A 13,787-nucleotide genomic window follows, 5' to 3' on the forward strand; every position below is an offset into this window, starting at 1 on the left:
GTACTTAACGATTGATGACCGTGCATTGAAGCACAAGCATGGCCTTGAAACGTACAGTCGATGCCCATGCAAGCCCACAACGCCTATCCACGCGCCGTGCTTTTCGACCTGCTCACGGCGCTGCTCGATTCCTGGACCGTCTGGAACACCGCCGCAGGTTCCGAAGAGAAAGGCCGCGCCTGGCGCGCCGAATACCTGCGGCTCACTTACGGCTGCGGTGCCTACGTGCCCTACGAGCAGCTGGTGAAAGACGCTGCGCGCCACACCGGCATGGCCGACTCCGCACCTGACGCACTCGAAGCCCAATGGGACACCCTGCCCGTGTGGGACGGCGCACGCGAGCTGCTGCTGGCGCTGAAGCCGCACTGCAAGCTCGCTGTGGTCACCAATTGCTCGAAGCGGCTCGGTCATCGCGCGGCGGCGCGGTTGGGCATCGACTGGGACGTCGTCGTCACTTCGGAGGAGGCCGGCTTCTACAAGCCCGATCCACGTCCGTATCGCTTGGCGCTCGACCGGCTGGGTGTGAAGGCTGAAGAAGCGGCTTTCGTTGCCGGTTCGGGCTACGACATGTTCGGCACATCGGCGGTCGGGCTGCGCACCTACTGGCATAACCGCGTCGGGCTGGCGCTGCCGCAGGGTGCTCCGACGCCCGAACTGCAGGCGGCAACGCTGGCACCCACGCTGCCCTGGCTGCAATCCTTCAGCAAATGACGAGCTTGCTCATGAACAACACCCTCGCCACCATCGACACGCCCGCCGCCCTCATCGAGCGCTCGCGCATGCAGCGCAACATCGCGCGCATGCAGCAGCGCATGAACGAACTTGGCGTGCGCTTTCGCCCGCACGTGAAGACCAGCAAGTGCATCGCCGTTGCCAAGGCACAGCGTGATGGGGGTGCGCAGGGCATCACCGTCTCCACGCTGAAGGAGGCCGAGCAGTTCTTTGCCGAGGGCTTCACCGACATCCTCTATGCCGTCGGCATGGCGCCGCATCGGCTGCAGCATGCGATGGATCTGCGCCGTAGAGGCTGCGCGCTGGGCATCCTCACGGATGGTGTCGAGTCGGCGCGCGCGATCGTGGAGTTCGGCCGCGCGAACGGCGAGGTGTTCGACGTGCTGATCGAGGTCGATACCGACGGCCATCGCTCCGGCATCCGGCCCGAAGAAGACGCGCTGCTCGAAGTGGCGCATGTGTTGCACGACGGTGGCATGCGCCTCGGCGGCGTGATGACGCATGCCGGCTCCAGCTACGAGCTTGACACGCCCGAAGCCCTGCGAGCCATGGCCGAACAGGAGCGCTCGGGCTGCGTGCGCGCTGCCCAGCGGCTGCGCGACGCGGGCCTGCCGTGCCCGGTGGTCAGCGTGGGCTCGACGCCTACGGCGCTGATGGCCGAGGCGCTCGAGGGCGTTACCGAGGTGCGGGCCGGCGTCTACGTGTTCTTCGACCTCGTGATGCGCAACATCGGCGTGTGCACAGAGGGCGACATCGCCCTGAGCGTGCTCACCACGGTGATCGGCCACCAGGCCGACAAGGGCTGGGCCATCGTCGACTCAGGCTGGATGGCGATGAGCCGCGACCGTGGCACGCAGAAGCAGAAGCGTGACTTCGGCTATGGGCAGGTCTGCTCCGTGGATGGGACCGTACTCGACGGCTATGTGCTCAGCGGTGCCAATCAGGAGCACGGCATCCTCTCGCGCGAAGGCGCGCCGGACACGGGCATTGCGGCGCGTTTTCCCATCGGGACGCGGCTGCGCATATTGCCGAACCACGCTTGTGCGACTGGCGCGCAGTTTCCGGAATATCAAGCGCTGTCTGAAGACGGCTCGCTGGAAACCTGGGGGCGTTTCCACGGCTGGTGAGTGCACAGCGTCGGCGCTTGAGCGAGAGCGGCCTCGTTTCGGTCAGCCAAGTCGAGCCGCCGCAGCAGGGTGCGCGTGGAGGGTTCCTGAATCTTGCCACCAGCCCTGTCGCCTCGGAGGAGGCCGACCGCGCTAGGATGTGGCCTCTCTTTTTTCAGGAGACAGCCCCATGACCCGAGTACTGGTGCGCAGCTTCAGCGTTTCGCTCGACGGCTTCGCCGCTGGCCCAGACCAGAGCCTGGAGCACCCGCTGGGCGTTCGTGGTCCTGAACTCATGGACTGGTTCTTTCCCACGCGCGTCTGGCAGCAGATGCACAAGACGGGCGAGGCCAACGGCGAGACCGGCATCGACAACGAGATCGCCGAACAAGGCTTCGCCGAAATAGGTGCCTGGATTCTCGGACGCAACATGTTCGGGCCGGTGCGCGGTCCCTGGCCGGACGAGAGCTGGAAAGGCTGGTGGGGCGATGAGCCCCCGTACCACGTGCCGGTCTTCGTGTTGACCCACCATGCCCGCGCGCCGCTGACGATGCAGGGTGGCACTACTTTCTACTTCGTCACCGGCGGCATCCGCGAAGCGCTGGCACAGGCACAGGTCGCCGCGGGTGCGCGCAACGTGCGCGTGGGCGGCGGCGTGGCCACCGTACGCGAATACTTGAAGGCCAGGCTGATCGACGAACTGCACCTGGCCGTGCGTCCGGTGCTGTTGGGCAAAGGCGAGGCGCTGTTCGCAGGCCTGGACCTGCCGGCGATGGGCTACAGCTGCGAACGACAGGTGGCAGGCGAGCGCGCCACGCATATGTTCCTGCGCCGCAGCGCGCCTTGACATGGGAAGAGTGGCTCAAATGTCGACAGGGTCCTGCCACGTCATCTCAGAACGACCGCTCCTCGATCACTCGTCGCACCGTCCGTAGCGCACTGCGCAGCTCGTCCAGCCCGACCGACCCCAGCGCGAGGCGCAGCGCATGCGGCACGTGCTGTGACGTCGCGAAGGGCTCGGCAGTGGACACCGAGACGCTATCGCGCATCAGCGCCGCCGCAACCAAGTCGGCGCGGGTTTCGTCCGGCAGGCACAGCCAGACGAAGTACGACGAAGGGTGCCGCACGCACCGCAGTCCGGCAAGCTCCTCGCTGGCGATGGCTTGCCGCGCCGCTGCATCCTGCCGTTTCTCTGCCTCGAGGCGGTTGACCGTGCCGTCTTCCAGCCACGCGCAGGCGATGGCCGTGGTCACGCCCGGCGTGCACCAGGTCGTGGCCCGGATTGCGCGTTCGAGCTTGGGCACCAACACATCGGGCGCGGCGACGAAGCCCACGCGCAGCCCGGTCGCCACGCTCTTGGAAAGACCCGAGACATACACCGTCGTCTCCGGTGCCAGCGTTGCCAGCGGCGGCGGCGGGTCATCGGCCAGAAAGGCGTAGGCCGCATCTTCGATGATGAGCAGGCCATGCCGCCTTGCGATGGCGGCCAGCCGGCGGCGCCGGCTTGCGCTCATCACCCAGCCCAGCGGGTTGTGCAGGGTCGGCATCGCGTAGATGGCCTTCACGCGGCGGCGCGCGCACAGGCGTTCCAGCGCGTCCAGGTCCGGCCCCTGTCCGGATGCCGGTATGGGCGCCAGTTCCAGCCGGTGTGCCTCGGCGAGCACCTTGAAGCCGGGGTAGGTGAGGGCGTCGACGGCGACCACGTCGCCCGGTTGCAGCAGCGCCATCACCGTTACTGCCAGCCCGTGCTGTGCGCCGTCGACGAGCAGCACGCTCGACGGCTCGGCCGCCAGTCCTCGCGACGCGAGATGCCGGGCGACGCAGGCGCGTTCATGCATTCGGCCGCCATGGGGTGCATAGCGCAGCATGGCGTCCAGTTCACCACCGGCGGCGAGCTGCCGTAGTGCGGCGCGCAGCAGCTCGGCCTGTCCGGGCAGCGATGGGTAGTTGAAGTTCAGGTCCACCAGGTCCGGTGCCATGGTCCGCTGATCGACGCCAACACCGCCGTGCATCGCCGCTTCGCGCACGAAGGTGCCGCGACCGACTTCGCCGCTGACCAGTCCCATCGCCTCCAGTTCCGCATAGACGCGCGAAGCAGTAACCAGTGCCAGGCCGTGGCGCTCGGCCAGCCGCCGGTGCGTGGGCAGGCGGGCGCCCGGCTGCAGGCGTCCCGCGCGGATCTCGGCGGCGAGTTCATCGACCAGTTGCTTGTAGCGGGCTTCGGCCATCGTTCGATGTATCCATGACAATTTTTTGATTGTATTGATCGCCCGGCCTACGATGAGCGCATCTCAGCCTCACGCACGAATCCTATGCACATCGCGATCCTCACCTTCGACGGCTTCAACGAACTGGACTCGCTCATCGCGCTGGGCGTGCTCAACCGTATCAAGAAGCCGGGATGGCGCGTGAGTTTGTGCTGCCCGACCCCGGAAGTCACGTCCATGAACGGCGTGACCGTACGCGCCCAGTCGTTGCTGGAGGATGCGCGCCTTGCGGATGCAGTCGTCGTCGGCAGCGGGGTGAAGACGCGGGAGGTCGTCGCCAGCCCCGAGCTGATGGGGCGCCTGGCGCTCGATCCGGCCCGCCAGTTGATCGCAGCGCAGTGCTCCGGCACTTTGATCCTGGCCAAGCTCGGCCTTGTGGGCGGCATACCGGCCTGCACCGACCTGACCACCAAGCCCTGGGTGCAGGAGGCCGGCGTGGAGGTCTTGAACCAGCCCTTCTTTGCACGCGGCAATGTCGCAACCGCAGGCGGCTGCTTTGCCGCGCCTTATTTGGCCGGCTGGATCATTGCCCGCACCGAAGGGCTGGAGGCTGCCGCCGCAGCGCTTCACTACGTCGCCCCCGTGGGCGAGAAGGAAGCCTACGTGGCCAACGCACTCGGAAACATCACGCCGTACCTGCCGCAATGACCTCTTGTGCGGGCTGAATCGACAGCTCAGCGCCTTATGGGCGCATGCAGCACCGCATTCGCCCCCGACCCGGCCGAAGCCTGCGTCGGCGATGCGTCGGCCAGTGTCCTGACCGGGCCGCAGCGCCCGTAGGTGTCGTCGAAGCGCACGATGTCGTCTTCGCCCAGGTATCCGCCGGTCTGCACCTCGATCACTTCGAGCACGGTCTTGCCCGGGTTCTCCAGCCGGTGGATGGCGCCCGAGGGCAGGTAGATCGATTCGTTCTCGCGCACCAGCGTGACTTCGCCGTTGCAGGTGGCGCGCGCCGTGCCCTTCACCACGATCCAGTGCTCGGCGCGGTGGTGGTGCATCTGCAGCGACAGTTTGCCGCCGGGCTTCACGGTCAGGCGCTTGACCTGGAAGCGTTCGCCCAGGTCGATGCTGTCGTACGCGCCCCAGGGCCGCACCACGCGGCGGTGCTCGGTGGCCTCGGCGCAGCCCTCCAGCGAGAGCTTGCGCACAACGTCGGCCACCTGCTCGGCGCAGCCCGCGCCGGCCACCAGCACGGCGTCGGGCGTGTCCACGATGATCAGGTTTTCGGTGCCCAGCGCCACCACCGGCCGGTGCGGCGCGTGGATGAAGGTGTTGCGCGAGTTCAGCGCGCTGGCCTTGCCGCTCAGCCGGTTGCCCGCGTCGTCCGCCGGGTGCAGGCTGGCAACCGCGTTCCAGCTGCCGACGTCGCTCCACAGGCCTTCGAACTTCACGACTGCGATGTCCTTGTGCTTTTCGAGCACGGCGTAGTCGATGCTGTCGGCGCGGCAATCCTCGAAGGCTGCGCGGTCCAACCGCAGGAAGCTGCCGTCGGTTGCAACGGCGGCAGTGGCGCGCTCGCAGGACAGCAGGATGTCGGGTGCATGCCCGCGCAGCGCTGCGATCAGCGTGCGCGCCTGCACGAGGAAGATGCCCGCGTTCCAGCTGTAGCCGCCATGCAGGATCAGCTGTTCAGCCACCGCTGTCGTCGGCTTTTCGACAAAGCGCACCACGGCCTGGCTGCGCCCGTCGGCCGAGGGTTCGCCGGCTTCGATGTAGCCGTAGGCGGTGCTCGGAAAACTCGGCACCACGCCGAAAGTGACGATCTTGCCGGCCAATGCGGCCTCGACGCCGGTGCGCACGGTGCGGGCGAACAGCGCGGCGTCGGGAATGTGGTGGTCGGAGGGCGCGAACAGCAGCAGGTCGTCGGGCTCGGCCAGCAGCGCGGCCGAGGCCATGGCGGCAGCGGTGTTGCGCGCCACCGGCTCGAGGATCTGCAGGCCCGTGGCGTGCGCGTTTTCCACCGCTTCCTTCACCAGGAAGCGATGGTCTTCCGACGTGACGCAGGTGATGTCGGCATTCAGCACCGCCAGCCGTTCGAGCGTGAGGTGCAGCAGGCTCTTGCCGCCGACCAGCGGCGCGAACTGTTTGGGCAGCGCCTTGCGCGACAAAGGCCACAGCCGCGTGCCGCTGCCGCCGCACAGGACCACGGGATGGATGAGGGGGGTGTTCATGATCGTTTGCGTTGTGGTGGGGCGGGGTTCAGATCAGGCCGGAGTACGCCGCATAGCTCACGGCCTGGGCACGCGAATGCACGTGCAATTTCTTGTAGATGTTCTTGATGTGGGCGTTGACGGTCTGCCCCGAGATGCCCAGCTTGACGCCGATCTCCTCGGTGACGTGGCCGCGCGCCACGAAGCGCAGGATTTCGCACTCGCGCGCCGTCAGCGTCGCTTCGCGCGGGGGCGGCTCCACCGACGGCGGCGTGCGGCTGTCGGGCCGGTGGCTCAGCCGCGAGAGCAGTCGGCGCGCCAGCCGCGGCGTGATGGCCGCGCCGCCGTTGACCACCTGCAGCACGGCCTGCGCGAAGCTCTGGAGCCACGCGTCCTTCAGCAGGTAACCGGTGGCGCCCAGCTCGAAGGCATGCAGCACGTGCGACTCGTCCTCGAGCGCGGAGATCACGATGATTTCTCCCGTGCGATGTTGCTCTCGGGCTTCCTGGATCAGGTCGAAGCCGGTGCCGTCGCCAAGCCGCAGGTCGACCATCAGCACGTCGAACTCGTGCGTGGCCAGCAGACGGCGGCCGTCGCGCAGGCTGCCTGCCTGGCCTTCGAGCTGGATGCGCAGGTCCGACAGCAGCTCCTGCGCTATCACCCGGCGCATGAATTCGTCGTCATCCACGAGCAGCACGCGCACCGGCGCATCTTCCTGCCCCGTCAGGAAGCCGGGCCACAGCGGTGCAACTGGCGGAACGATGCCCGGTGGAAACCCCGAGCGGCCATCAGCCTGCTCGCCAAGAAAGGGGGATGGGTTGTCAGACATGGGTGTGTCCCAGGTTGGAGTTGATGTGGGTGCTGGTGCCGTTGCTCTGAAAGCGCGGGAGGTCCGCGGTAAAGGCCGGCGCCGGATCGTCGAAGCCGTGCGGGTTCGCGGCCTGCCAGCGCCAGCTGTCCGCGCACATCTGGTCGAGGTCGCGGCGCGCGCGCCAGCCGAAGGCGAGGAAGGCGCTGCGCGCGTCGGCCCAGTAGGCGGGTGCGTCCCCGGGGCGGCGCGGCCCGATGCGCAGGGCAATGCGGCGGCCGCTTGCGCGCTCGAAGGCCGACACCACTTCGAGCACCGAGGCGCCGCGGCCGGTACCGAGGTTGGTCATGAGGATGCCGCTGTGGCGTCCTGCGTGGCGCAGCGCCGCCACATGGCCTTCGGCCACGTCCATCACGTGCACGTAGTCGCGCACGCCGGTGCCGTCGATCGTTTCGTAGTCGTCGCCGTGCACCACCAGGCATTCACGCTCGCCGGCCGCGACCTGCGAGATGTAGGGCATCAGGTTGTTGGGCGGCCCGTGCGGGCGCTCGCCGAGCAGGCCGCTTTCGTGCGCGCCGACGGGGTTGAAGTAGCGCAGGCAGGCAATGCCCCAGCGCGCATCGGCCTGCGCGAGGTCGGCCAGCACGGTCTCGACCATGGCCTTGGTGCGGCCGTAGGGGTTGACCGCGCCGTAAGGTGCGCTCTCTGCAATGGGCGAGGGCTGCGAGTCGCCGTACACAGTGGCCGATGAGGAGAACACCAGAGTGCGCACATCGGCTCGGCTCATGGCCTGCACCAGCGCCAGGGTTCCAGCCAGGTTGACGTCGTAGTAGCTCACCGGGTCGGCCACCGATTCGCCGACCGCCTTCAGCCCCGCGAGATGCACGACCGCCTCGATCCCGTGTGCCGCGAACACGCGGTCGAGCGTTGCCGCGTCGCGTACGTCGCCGCGCACGAGAACGGGTTCGACGCCCGTGATGCACGCCACCCGGTGCAGCGAACGCGCGTCGCTGTTGACGAGCGAGTCGAGCACCACCGGCAGGTAGCCCGCGGCGATCAGCGCCACGCAGGTGTGGCTGCCGATGAAGCCGGCGCCGCCGGTCACGAGGACCTTGGGTGCGGATGTGGACTTGGGCATGGTCGTGGTCCTCGTGTGGGGTGCCGCGTCAGCCGGCGATGCAGCGCTGCAGTTCCTCTTCGAGGCGCTGCAGGATTGCGTTACGGTCAAGTTCGTCCTCGGCGAAGCGGCGACCGGCCGAGCCCAGCAGCTCGCGCGTTTCGGGCGACATCGAGAGCTGTTCGATGGCATCGGCCAGCGCGGCCGCATCGCCCGGCTCGACCACCACGCCGCGGCCCCACACGGCCTCGCTGAGCGCGGTGCCGGCGTGCGCGGTCACGATCACGGCGCGGCCGCTCGCGAGCATGCCGCCCAGCTTCGACGGCATGACGAGGTCGGCGGCATCGGCGCGCTGTGGCAGTACGTGGATGTCGGCCATGCCCAGCAGCTCGTTGAGCCTTTCGGCAGGCTGCAGATCGAGAAAATGCGTGTTGCCCAGCCGGATGCAGGCGTCCATCAGCGAGGCCCGGCTCGGGCCGTTGCCGCAGAACACGAAGTGGATGTTGTGGGAGCACACCAGCAGGCGCGCCGCTTCGGCCAGCAGCTCGATGCCCTGCTTGCTGCCGAGGCTGCCCGCGTAGAGCACGACCACCGCGCCGGCGGGAATGTTCAGCTCCGCCCGAAAGCCCTGCACCGGCACGCCTTCGACCACAGGCGGGCGCGCAACGGGCTGGATGGCTTCCACGTCGACCCAGTTCGGAAACAGCACCAGCCGCGATTCGTCCACGCCTTTCTCCAGCGCCTTGGTGCACATCGTGGAAGAGATGGATGACACCCGGTCGAACTTGCGCATCAGCCAGCGCTCGGCGGCCAGGGCAAAGCGCCGCACACGCTCTCCGCGCAACCAGCCGAGGCCGAATGCTGCGTCCACTTCGTAGTCCTGCACGTGCAGCCAGGAGCGGATGCCGAGCAGCTTCGCGAAGCACAGCGCGGCCGGCGCGCAGGAGATGGGCGGCTCCACCACGAACACCACGTCAGGCTTCCAGCGCAATTGCGCCAGCAGCAGCGGAATGCTCGACAGCGTGAACGACAGCAGGTGCCCGATGCGCCCCAGCGCACGAGGCTTCGAAGGCACCCAGGTGGGCGCGCGGCAGACCGTGACGCCGTTCCAGTCGTTCTTGCGGTAGGCCCATGCCGAGTAGCCCTCGAGCACCGACCACTGCGGAAAGAAGGGCGGCGACGCAATCACCCGCACCTCATGCCCGCGGGCGTGCAGCCACTCGGCCATCTCGCCCGAGTACTTGCCGATGCCGGCCAGCTCGGGAGCAAAGTTCATCGAGTAGACGAGGATCTTCACGATGCCTGCCTCCGTGTCAGCAGGCGCACGATCGGGAAGAAGCCGAATTGCAGGCGCATGCGCGTCTCGTACAGCACGAAGTCGGTCACGCAGGCAATGAAGAACACGTAGTGCGGCCTGTCCGGAAAGACCATCACCACCGCGCCGTATGACGCCAGCCGCAGCGCAACCTCCACCAGCGCCCAGGCGCCGAGCGAGCCCATCGAGGTCTTCAGCGACAGCACCATCTCGTGGTGGATCGTGTAGGTGCGCAGCAGGAAGTACGGCGCAATGCACATGAAGATGGTGCGCGCCTCGTTGCCCAGCTTGAGCAGCGGCGCGGCCACCGAGATGAGGGCAGCCAGCCCGACGAAGAGCCCGCAGCCCAGCAGGAAGGAATGCTTCGCCAGGCGCAGCTTGGCCGCAGTGAAATTGCCTGCGTCCGTTTCCAGCATCGCGGGCGTCTTCGTGACCAGGAAGGCCTGCACGAACTGCGACGGCGCTTCGGCCAGCAGGAACGCGAGCTTGAAGGCCCCCACGTAGCTCAGCGGCATGAAGTACGCCACGATGAGCAGGTCCGACTTGCGCAGCAGGAACATGAGCAGCGAATACACCGTCGCACCGGCCTGCGATGCCAGCCCGAGCGCGGCGCGCCCGGCCGGTGGCGCCGCGCCATTGCCCGGCAGGCCGACGGCCACGCACACCACCACGACGGCGAACAGGTTGATGAGCAGCAGGTGCGCCACGCCCAGGTCGAAGCGCACCGCCACGCACAGGCCTATGCCCACGACCAGGATGGTCGCGCGGATGCCGGCCTCCAGGTTGAGCAGCCCCGCGTGGCCCAGGCCGCGACTGAACGAGAGACGCAGGCTGTTGAACGAGAAGACCGCCAGCGTGGCCACCAGCAGAAGGAAGGGCGCGTCGCCCACGGGCATGTGCTGCACCGTGAGGATTACCGTCACCAGCACCGTGGCCAGCGGCAGGCCGATGGCCAGCGTGCGCACCACGTCGCCGCGCGTCACGCCCGGCGGCACGCTCGCCGCATTGCGCGAGAACAGCAGCGAGCTGCCCAGCGTGCCCATCACCAGCGCCACTTCCATGACCGACTGGTAGATGGAGTACTCGCCGAAGCGCGCCGGCGAAATGCTCGCCGCCATCAGGAAGATCGCCAGGAAGCCCGACAGGTACACATACAGCCGCGAAGCAAGCGCGCCCAGGCCCGACAGCCAGGCCATGCGCGCGCCGGGCGGAGCAAGTGACAGGCTGAAGTGCTTCATGGCGTCGGCTGGCTTCACGCTTACTTGCCGACCGGGGCGCGGGATACGCGGCCGGTGTCGAACAGCCGGCGCACGAATGCACCGGCCCGGAACGCGTTGTTCTTCGCGCGGCGGGCCATCTGCAGCGCGTAGGTCACGGCCGCCACGGTGTGCATATGGCCGCGCAGCGCGAAGGGCATGGCCATCTTGGCGCTGCCCTGGAAGTGCAGTGCCACCACGCGCGTCAGTTCGCCGGCGGTGCTCGTCAGCCAGGCTTTGCCATCGCGGTACGCAATGCGCTTGGCGCCGCCGAGCACCTTGAATTCCCGCCGCACGAGGTTGTGCATGCCGTTGATGTTGTGGTCGATGACCGTGCCGTCGAGCACCCGGTTGATGGGGGCGTCGTTGCCCGTGGCGTGGGCCCAGAGATAGAGCAGGGTCATGTCGGACACGCCGCCGCGCACCCCTCGCGCTGCGAAGCGCGCTGCAATGTCGCGCAGCTTCCTGCGGCCCGAGGGGGTGGCGTAGCTGTCGAGCACGTAGGCCACGAAGCGGCGCAAGCCGTTCGCGGTCCAGTAGCTCACGTGCGGCGAGATCTGGCAGGGGTTCCAGCCGTCCGCGGACTGCATGCAGGAACCCGAGAAGTCGGACTTGCCCGCGAGCCGCGCGATATGCGGCGCCGCACCCTGAAAAAGCAGCACATCGCTGTCGATCAGCACGAATTCGCGCACTTCGGGGTGGGATTCCAGAAACTGCGCTAGGAGAAAGTAGCGTCGGAAGCAGATCTTCTCGAACTCCGGCGGGTTGCTCGACAGATGCACGTAGGACCGGCAGAAGCGTTCGTAGGCCGGGCCCGCGTCGGTGTCCGACAGCACGAAAAGCGGCTCGCCGGCCAGCGCCGCCGATTCGCGGCACAGCGCGAGGGTCTTGTTCTGGCGGTCTTCCACGACGATGAAGGGCAGGGTTGGGTTCATGGCGCTTGGTTGAGGGTTGACGGGATGTGACAGCGTTCTTTGTGCTCAGGGCTTGCGCGCCGTAACGCTCTTCATCAGCGCGACGTGCGCGGGAAGAAAGCGGCCGGCGGCGTCGATGGGCATGTCCAGCGTGAAGAGGCCGCGCACGGCGGCCGCTTCCGAAATCCAGCTGCGCAGCTGCGCCGCCGTGAAGCGCGCCGGCGCCTCGCGGCCCCACGAGGCGCTCAGCGGCGTCAGCACGTGCAGCGCCAGCTCCGACGGCGGGGCGGTGAGATGCGCGGGCGGTTGCATGTATTCGCCGGCCATCAGGTTCTGGCAGGGCGCCGACTTGATGCTGAAGCGCTCCGCGCCTTCGCCCGCGTTGAAGGCCAGCCAGCGGTTGGCGGCGCCCGTGCGGGCCGCGCTGCACAGCATTTCCCAGCCGGCCGGTGTGATGCCCTTCGTGTTGTAGGTACCGTCGAACCACCAGCCGCTCACGAGCGAGCCGTAGCGTTCCGACCAGTCACGGATCACGCTCGACCATGCGGCGATGAAGCGCGCGGGCGGCGGCTCCTGCTCGGATACGTCGCCCAGGCAATCCATCAGCGCGGGGTCTGCCTGCGGCGCACGAAACGGCAGGTAGAGGATCAGCGAGATGCCGCGCTTGCGCAGCGCCTGGCCGATCTCCATCGGCAGGTCGCGCGGCGAGCGGTTCGCGGCGCTGCCCGGGCAGAGCACTTCGAGCGCGGCATTGGGCGCGATGTATTGGCCGTTGTTCTGGCCCAGCGTCAGGATCAGGTGCGAAGCGCGCATGTCCGCCAGCGTCGAGGCGAAGGCCTCGACGTCGAAGCGCTTGATCTCGTTGATCGATTGCTTGTCGGGCAGGTAATGCACCATCACGCCGAAGCCCGGCATCGGGGCGCCCGCCGATGTGACCGCGGGTTGTGCGCGGCCGGCCAGCGGCATCACTGCCAGCAACAGCAGCGCTGCAAGAAAACGCATCGCGGGGAACGGCCATTTCGTCATGGCATGGCCCGGGCGAGCGACAGCGCGCCGCGCTTGAGCATGAGATAGCGTCCCGCGACCGCCGCGGGCGCGCAGGCGGTGGCATGGGCCCACACCGGATGCGTGCGCTCGTGGCGCGCGAGGTGCTTGGCCAGCCGGTACGGGTCGCTGGCAGCGCTGCCCACGAAGAAGGCGTAGTCCGTGAACAGCTCGCGGTGCACCGGAATGTCCGACAGCAGCAGCGGCACGCCCAGCGTTGCCGCTTCGGCCGCCGAGAGGTTGAAGCCCTCGAAGGTAGACAGCGAGATGAACGCGGTGGCGCCCTGGTACAGCCGCAGCAGCTCGTCGCGCGACACCAGCCCCCGGTGCCGCACCGAGCCGCGCACCTCGGGCGCCAGCGCGGCTACCATGCGCTCGACATCGGCCGCGCCGTTGCCGGTGATGTCGAGGTAGTCGACCAGGCCCGCGCGCTTCATGCGCTCGAAGAGGGCGAGGATGCCGCCGAAGTTCTTGTGCGGGTAGTAGTGGTAGGCCGCGATGAGGTAGCGCTCGCCCAGCGCCGCATTCGTTGCTGCACCCGGTGTAGTGGGTGCCGCCGCGACCCGGGGCGCGTCCACCGGGTTGAAGATCACGGCCGAATGCTCGCAGTGGCCGAAATGGCGCTCGAAGTCCAGCTGGCTGCTGCGGCTGATGAAGACCACATCCGCCGCGCTGTGCGCCGCGCGCCAGAGGCTCCAGTCCAGGAAAAGCCGCTTGCTGCGCCTGAAGTACTGCGGGTAGGCCTTGTACTGCAGGTCATGGACGATGACGATCGAATCGCGATGACGCCCGAACGGCGTCACCGGCAGGAAGTAGTTGGGAAACACCGAGAACAGCTGCTCGCCCGTGAGCAGCGCGCGCAGGTAGTGGAAGTTGTAGAGCAGCGTGTCGAGCACGAAGCGGCTGATCTTCAGGCGCTGCGCCAGCGCGTAGATGCGCGGATGCCGCTCGCTGACCGGCTCGACGCGGTCGTCCCGCGACATCCGCATGTGGCGCAGCAGCACCTCGGACACGTTGAGCACGCCGCCGGCAGCCTTGTTCAGGCGCACGGTGTCGTAGTAGAGGTAGGTGGCCATCA

At 67.8% G+C, this 13,787-nt stretch carries 13 protein-coding genes; 4 read left to right on the forward strand and 9 right to left on the reverse strand.

Features of this window, described 5'->3' with window-relative positions; genetic code table 11:
- Positions 1 to 60 precede the first annotated feature (60 nt).
- The 3 genes from ACTG4X_RS17625 (at position 61) to ACTG4X_RS17635 (ending at position 2,685) form a co-directional block, all read left to right on the forward strand.
- Positions 61 to 711, forward strand: coding sequence for an HAD family hydrolase (locus tag ACTG4X_RS17625; protein WP_440531485.1), 651 nt, complete (start codon positions 61 to 63; stop codon positions 709 to 711).
- A gap of 11 nt (positions 712 to 722) precedes the next feature.
- The gene (locus ACTG4X_RS17630) at positions 723 to 1,859 is read left to right on the forward strand and encodes a DSD1 family PLP-dependent enzyme (protein ID WP_440531486.1); all 1,137 of its coding nucleotides are present in this window, start codon (positions 723 to 725) and stop codon (positions 1,857 to 1,859) included.
- A gap of 169 nt (positions 1,860 to 2,028) precedes the next feature.
- Positions 2,029 to 2,685, forward strand: a complete 657-nt coding sequence (locus ACTG4X_RS17635; RefSeq protein WP_093058339.1) for a dihydrofolate reductase family protein — start codon at positions 2,029 to 2,031, stop codon at positions 2,683 to 2,685.
- A gap of 46 nt (positions 2,686 to 2,731) precedes the next feature.
- Here the strand turns inward: ACTG4X_RS17635 and ACTG4X_RS17640 are convergent, their stop codons facing one another.
- Entirely contained in the window at positions 2,732 to 4,066 is a 1,335-nt protein-coding gene (locus ACTG4X_RS17640; protein ID WP_440534400.1) for a PLP-dependent aminotransferase family protein, read from the reverse strand.
- Positions 4,067 to 4,150: 84 nt separating this feature from the next.
- Between ACTG4X_RS17640 and ACTG4X_RS17645 the strand changes: the two genes are divergently transcribed.
- The gene (locus ACTG4X_RS17645) at positions 4,151 to 4,753 is read left to right on the forward strand and encodes a DJ-1/PfpI family protein (RefSeq protein ID WP_440531487.1); all 603 of its coding nucleotides are present in this window, start codon (positions 4,151 to 4,153) and stop codon (positions 4,751 to 4,753) included.
- A gap of 26 nt (positions 4,754 to 4,779) precedes the next feature.
- Here ACTG4X_RS17645 and ACTG4X_RS17650 read toward each other — a convergent pair whose 3' ends face one another.
- The 8 genes from ACTG4X_RS17650 to ACTG4X_RS17685 are packed head-to-tail and all read right to left on the reverse strand — an operon-like array spanning position 4,780 to position 13,785.
- Entirely contained in the window at positions 4,780 to 6,276 is a 1,497-nt protein-coding gene (locus ACTG4X_RS17650; protein ID WP_440531488.1) for a mannose-1-phosphate guanylyltransferase/mannose-6-phosphate isomerase, read from the reverse strand.
- A 28-nt stretch (positions 6,277 to 6,304) separates the two neighbouring features.
- Complete coding sequence (locus tag ACTG4X_RS17655; RefSeq protein WP_093058343.1) at positions 6,305 to 7,084, reverse strand: LuxR C-terminal-related transcriptional regulator; 780 nt, start codon at positions 7,082 to 7,084, stop codon at positions 6,305 to 6,307.
- Complete coding sequence (gene galE / locus ACTG4X_RS17660; RefSeq protein ID WP_440531489.1) at positions 7,077 to 8,201, reverse strand: UDP-glucose 4-epimerase GalE; 1,125 nt, start codon at positions 8,199 to 8,201, stop codon at positions 7,077 to 7,079. The genes ACTG4X_RS17655 and galE overlap by 8 nt, the downstream gene beginning before the upstream one ends.
- Before the next feature lie 28 nt (positions 8,202 to 8,229).
- Positions 8,230 to 9,477 carry a glycosyltransferase WbuB gene (locus tag ACTG4X_RS17665; protein ID WP_440531490.1) on the reverse strand — a complete coding sequence of 416 codons (1,248 nt, stop codon included), beginning with the start codon at positions 9,475 to 9,477 and terminating at the stop codon, positions 8,230 to 8,232.
- The gene (locus tag ACTG4X_RS17670) at positions 9,474 to 10,733 is read right to left on the reverse strand and encodes a lipopolysaccharide biosynthesis protein (protein ID WP_093173719.1); all 1,260 of its coding nucleotides are present in this window, start codon (positions 10,731 to 10,733) and stop codon (positions 9,474 to 9,476) included. The genes ACTG4X_RS17665 and ACTG4X_RS17670 overlap by 4 nt, the downstream gene beginning before the upstream one ends.
- A 20-nt stretch (positions 10,734 to 10,753) precedes the next feature.
- Positions 10,754 to 11,686: a hypothetical protein gene (locus tag ACTG4X_RS17675; RefSeq protein ID WP_440531491.1), complete on the reverse strand. Its 933-nt coding sequence runs from the start codon at positions 11,684 to 11,686 to the stop codon at positions 10,754 to 10,756.
- 45 nt (positions 11,687 to 11,731) lie between these two features.
- Positions 11,732 to 12,691: a hypothetical protein gene (locus tag ACTG4X_RS17680; protein ID WP_440531492.1), complete on the reverse strand. Its 960-nt coding sequence runs from the start codon at positions 12,689 to 12,691 to the stop codon at positions 11,732 to 11,734.
- Positions 12,688 to 13,785, reverse strand: a complete 1,098-nt coding sequence (locus ACTG4X_RS17685; RefSeq protein WP_440531493.1) for a glycosyltransferase — start codon at positions 13,783 to 13,785, stop codon at positions 12,688 to 12,690. The genes ACTG4X_RS17680 and ACTG4X_RS17685 overlap by 4 nt, the downstream gene beginning before the upstream one ends.
- Positions 13,786 to 13,787 lie beyond the last annotated feature (2 nt).

The organism is Variovorax sp. YR566 (assembly GCF_051992195.1).
Lineage (GTDB): Bacteria > Pseudomonadota > Gammaproteobacteria > Burkholderiales > Burkholderiaceae_C > Variovorax.

What these genes read in the sequence shown, in the direction of transcription:
- ACTG4X_RS17625 (WP_440531485.1), top strand. Translation starts at nt 61, where the DNA reads ATGCCCATGCAAGCCCACAACGCCTATCCACGCGCCGTGCTTTTCGAC.
- ACTG4X_RS17630 (WP_440531486.1), top strand. Translation starts at nt 723, where the DNA reads ATGAACAACACCCTCGCCACCATCGACACGCCCGCCGCCCTCATCGAG.
- ACTG4X_RS17635 (WP_093058339.1), top strand. Translation starts at nt 2,029, where the DNA reads ATGACCCGAGTACTGGTGCGCAGCTTCAGCGTTTCGCTCGACGGCTTC.
- ACTG4X_RS17640 (WP_440534400.1), bottom strand. Translation starts at nt 4,066, where the DNA reads ATGGCCGAAGCCCGCTACAAGCAACTGGTCGATGAACTCGCCGCCGAG.
- ACTG4X_RS17645 (WP_440531487.1), top strand. Translation starts at nt 4,151, where the DNA reads ATGCACATCGCGATCCTCACCTTCGACGGCTTCAACGAACTGGACTCG.
- ACTG4X_RS17650 (WP_440531488.1), bottom strand. Translation starts at nt 6,276, where the DNA reads ATGAACACCCCCCTCATCCATCCCGTGGTCCTGTGCGGCGGCAGCGGC.
- ACTG4X_RS17655 (WP_093058343.1), bottom strand. Translation starts at nt 7,084, where the DNA reads ATGTCTGACAACCCATCCCCCTTTCTTGGCGAGCAGGCTGATGGCCGC.
- galE (WP_440531489.1), bottom strand. Translation starts at nt 8,201, where the DNA reads ATGCCCAAGTCCACATCCGCACCCAAGGTCCTCGTGACCGGCGGCGCC.
- ACTG4X_RS17670 (WP_093173719.1), bottom strand. Translation starts at nt 10,733, where the DNA reads ATGAAGCACTTCAGCCTGTCACTTGCTCCGCCCGGCGCGCGCATGGCC.
- ACTG4X_RS17675 (WP_440531491.1), bottom strand. Translation starts at nt 11,686, where the DNA reads ATGAACCCAACCCTGCCCTTCATCGTCGTGGAAGACCGCCAGAACAAG.
- ACTG4X_RS17680 (WP_440531492.1), bottom strand. Translation starts at nt 12,691, where the DNA reads ATGACGAAATGGCCGTTCCCCGCGATGCGTTTTCTTGCAGCGCTGCTG.
- ACTG4X_RS17685 (WP_440531493.1), bottom strand. Translation starts at nt 13,785, where the DNA reads ATGGCCACCTACCTCTACTACGACACCGTGCGCCTGAACAAGGCTGCC.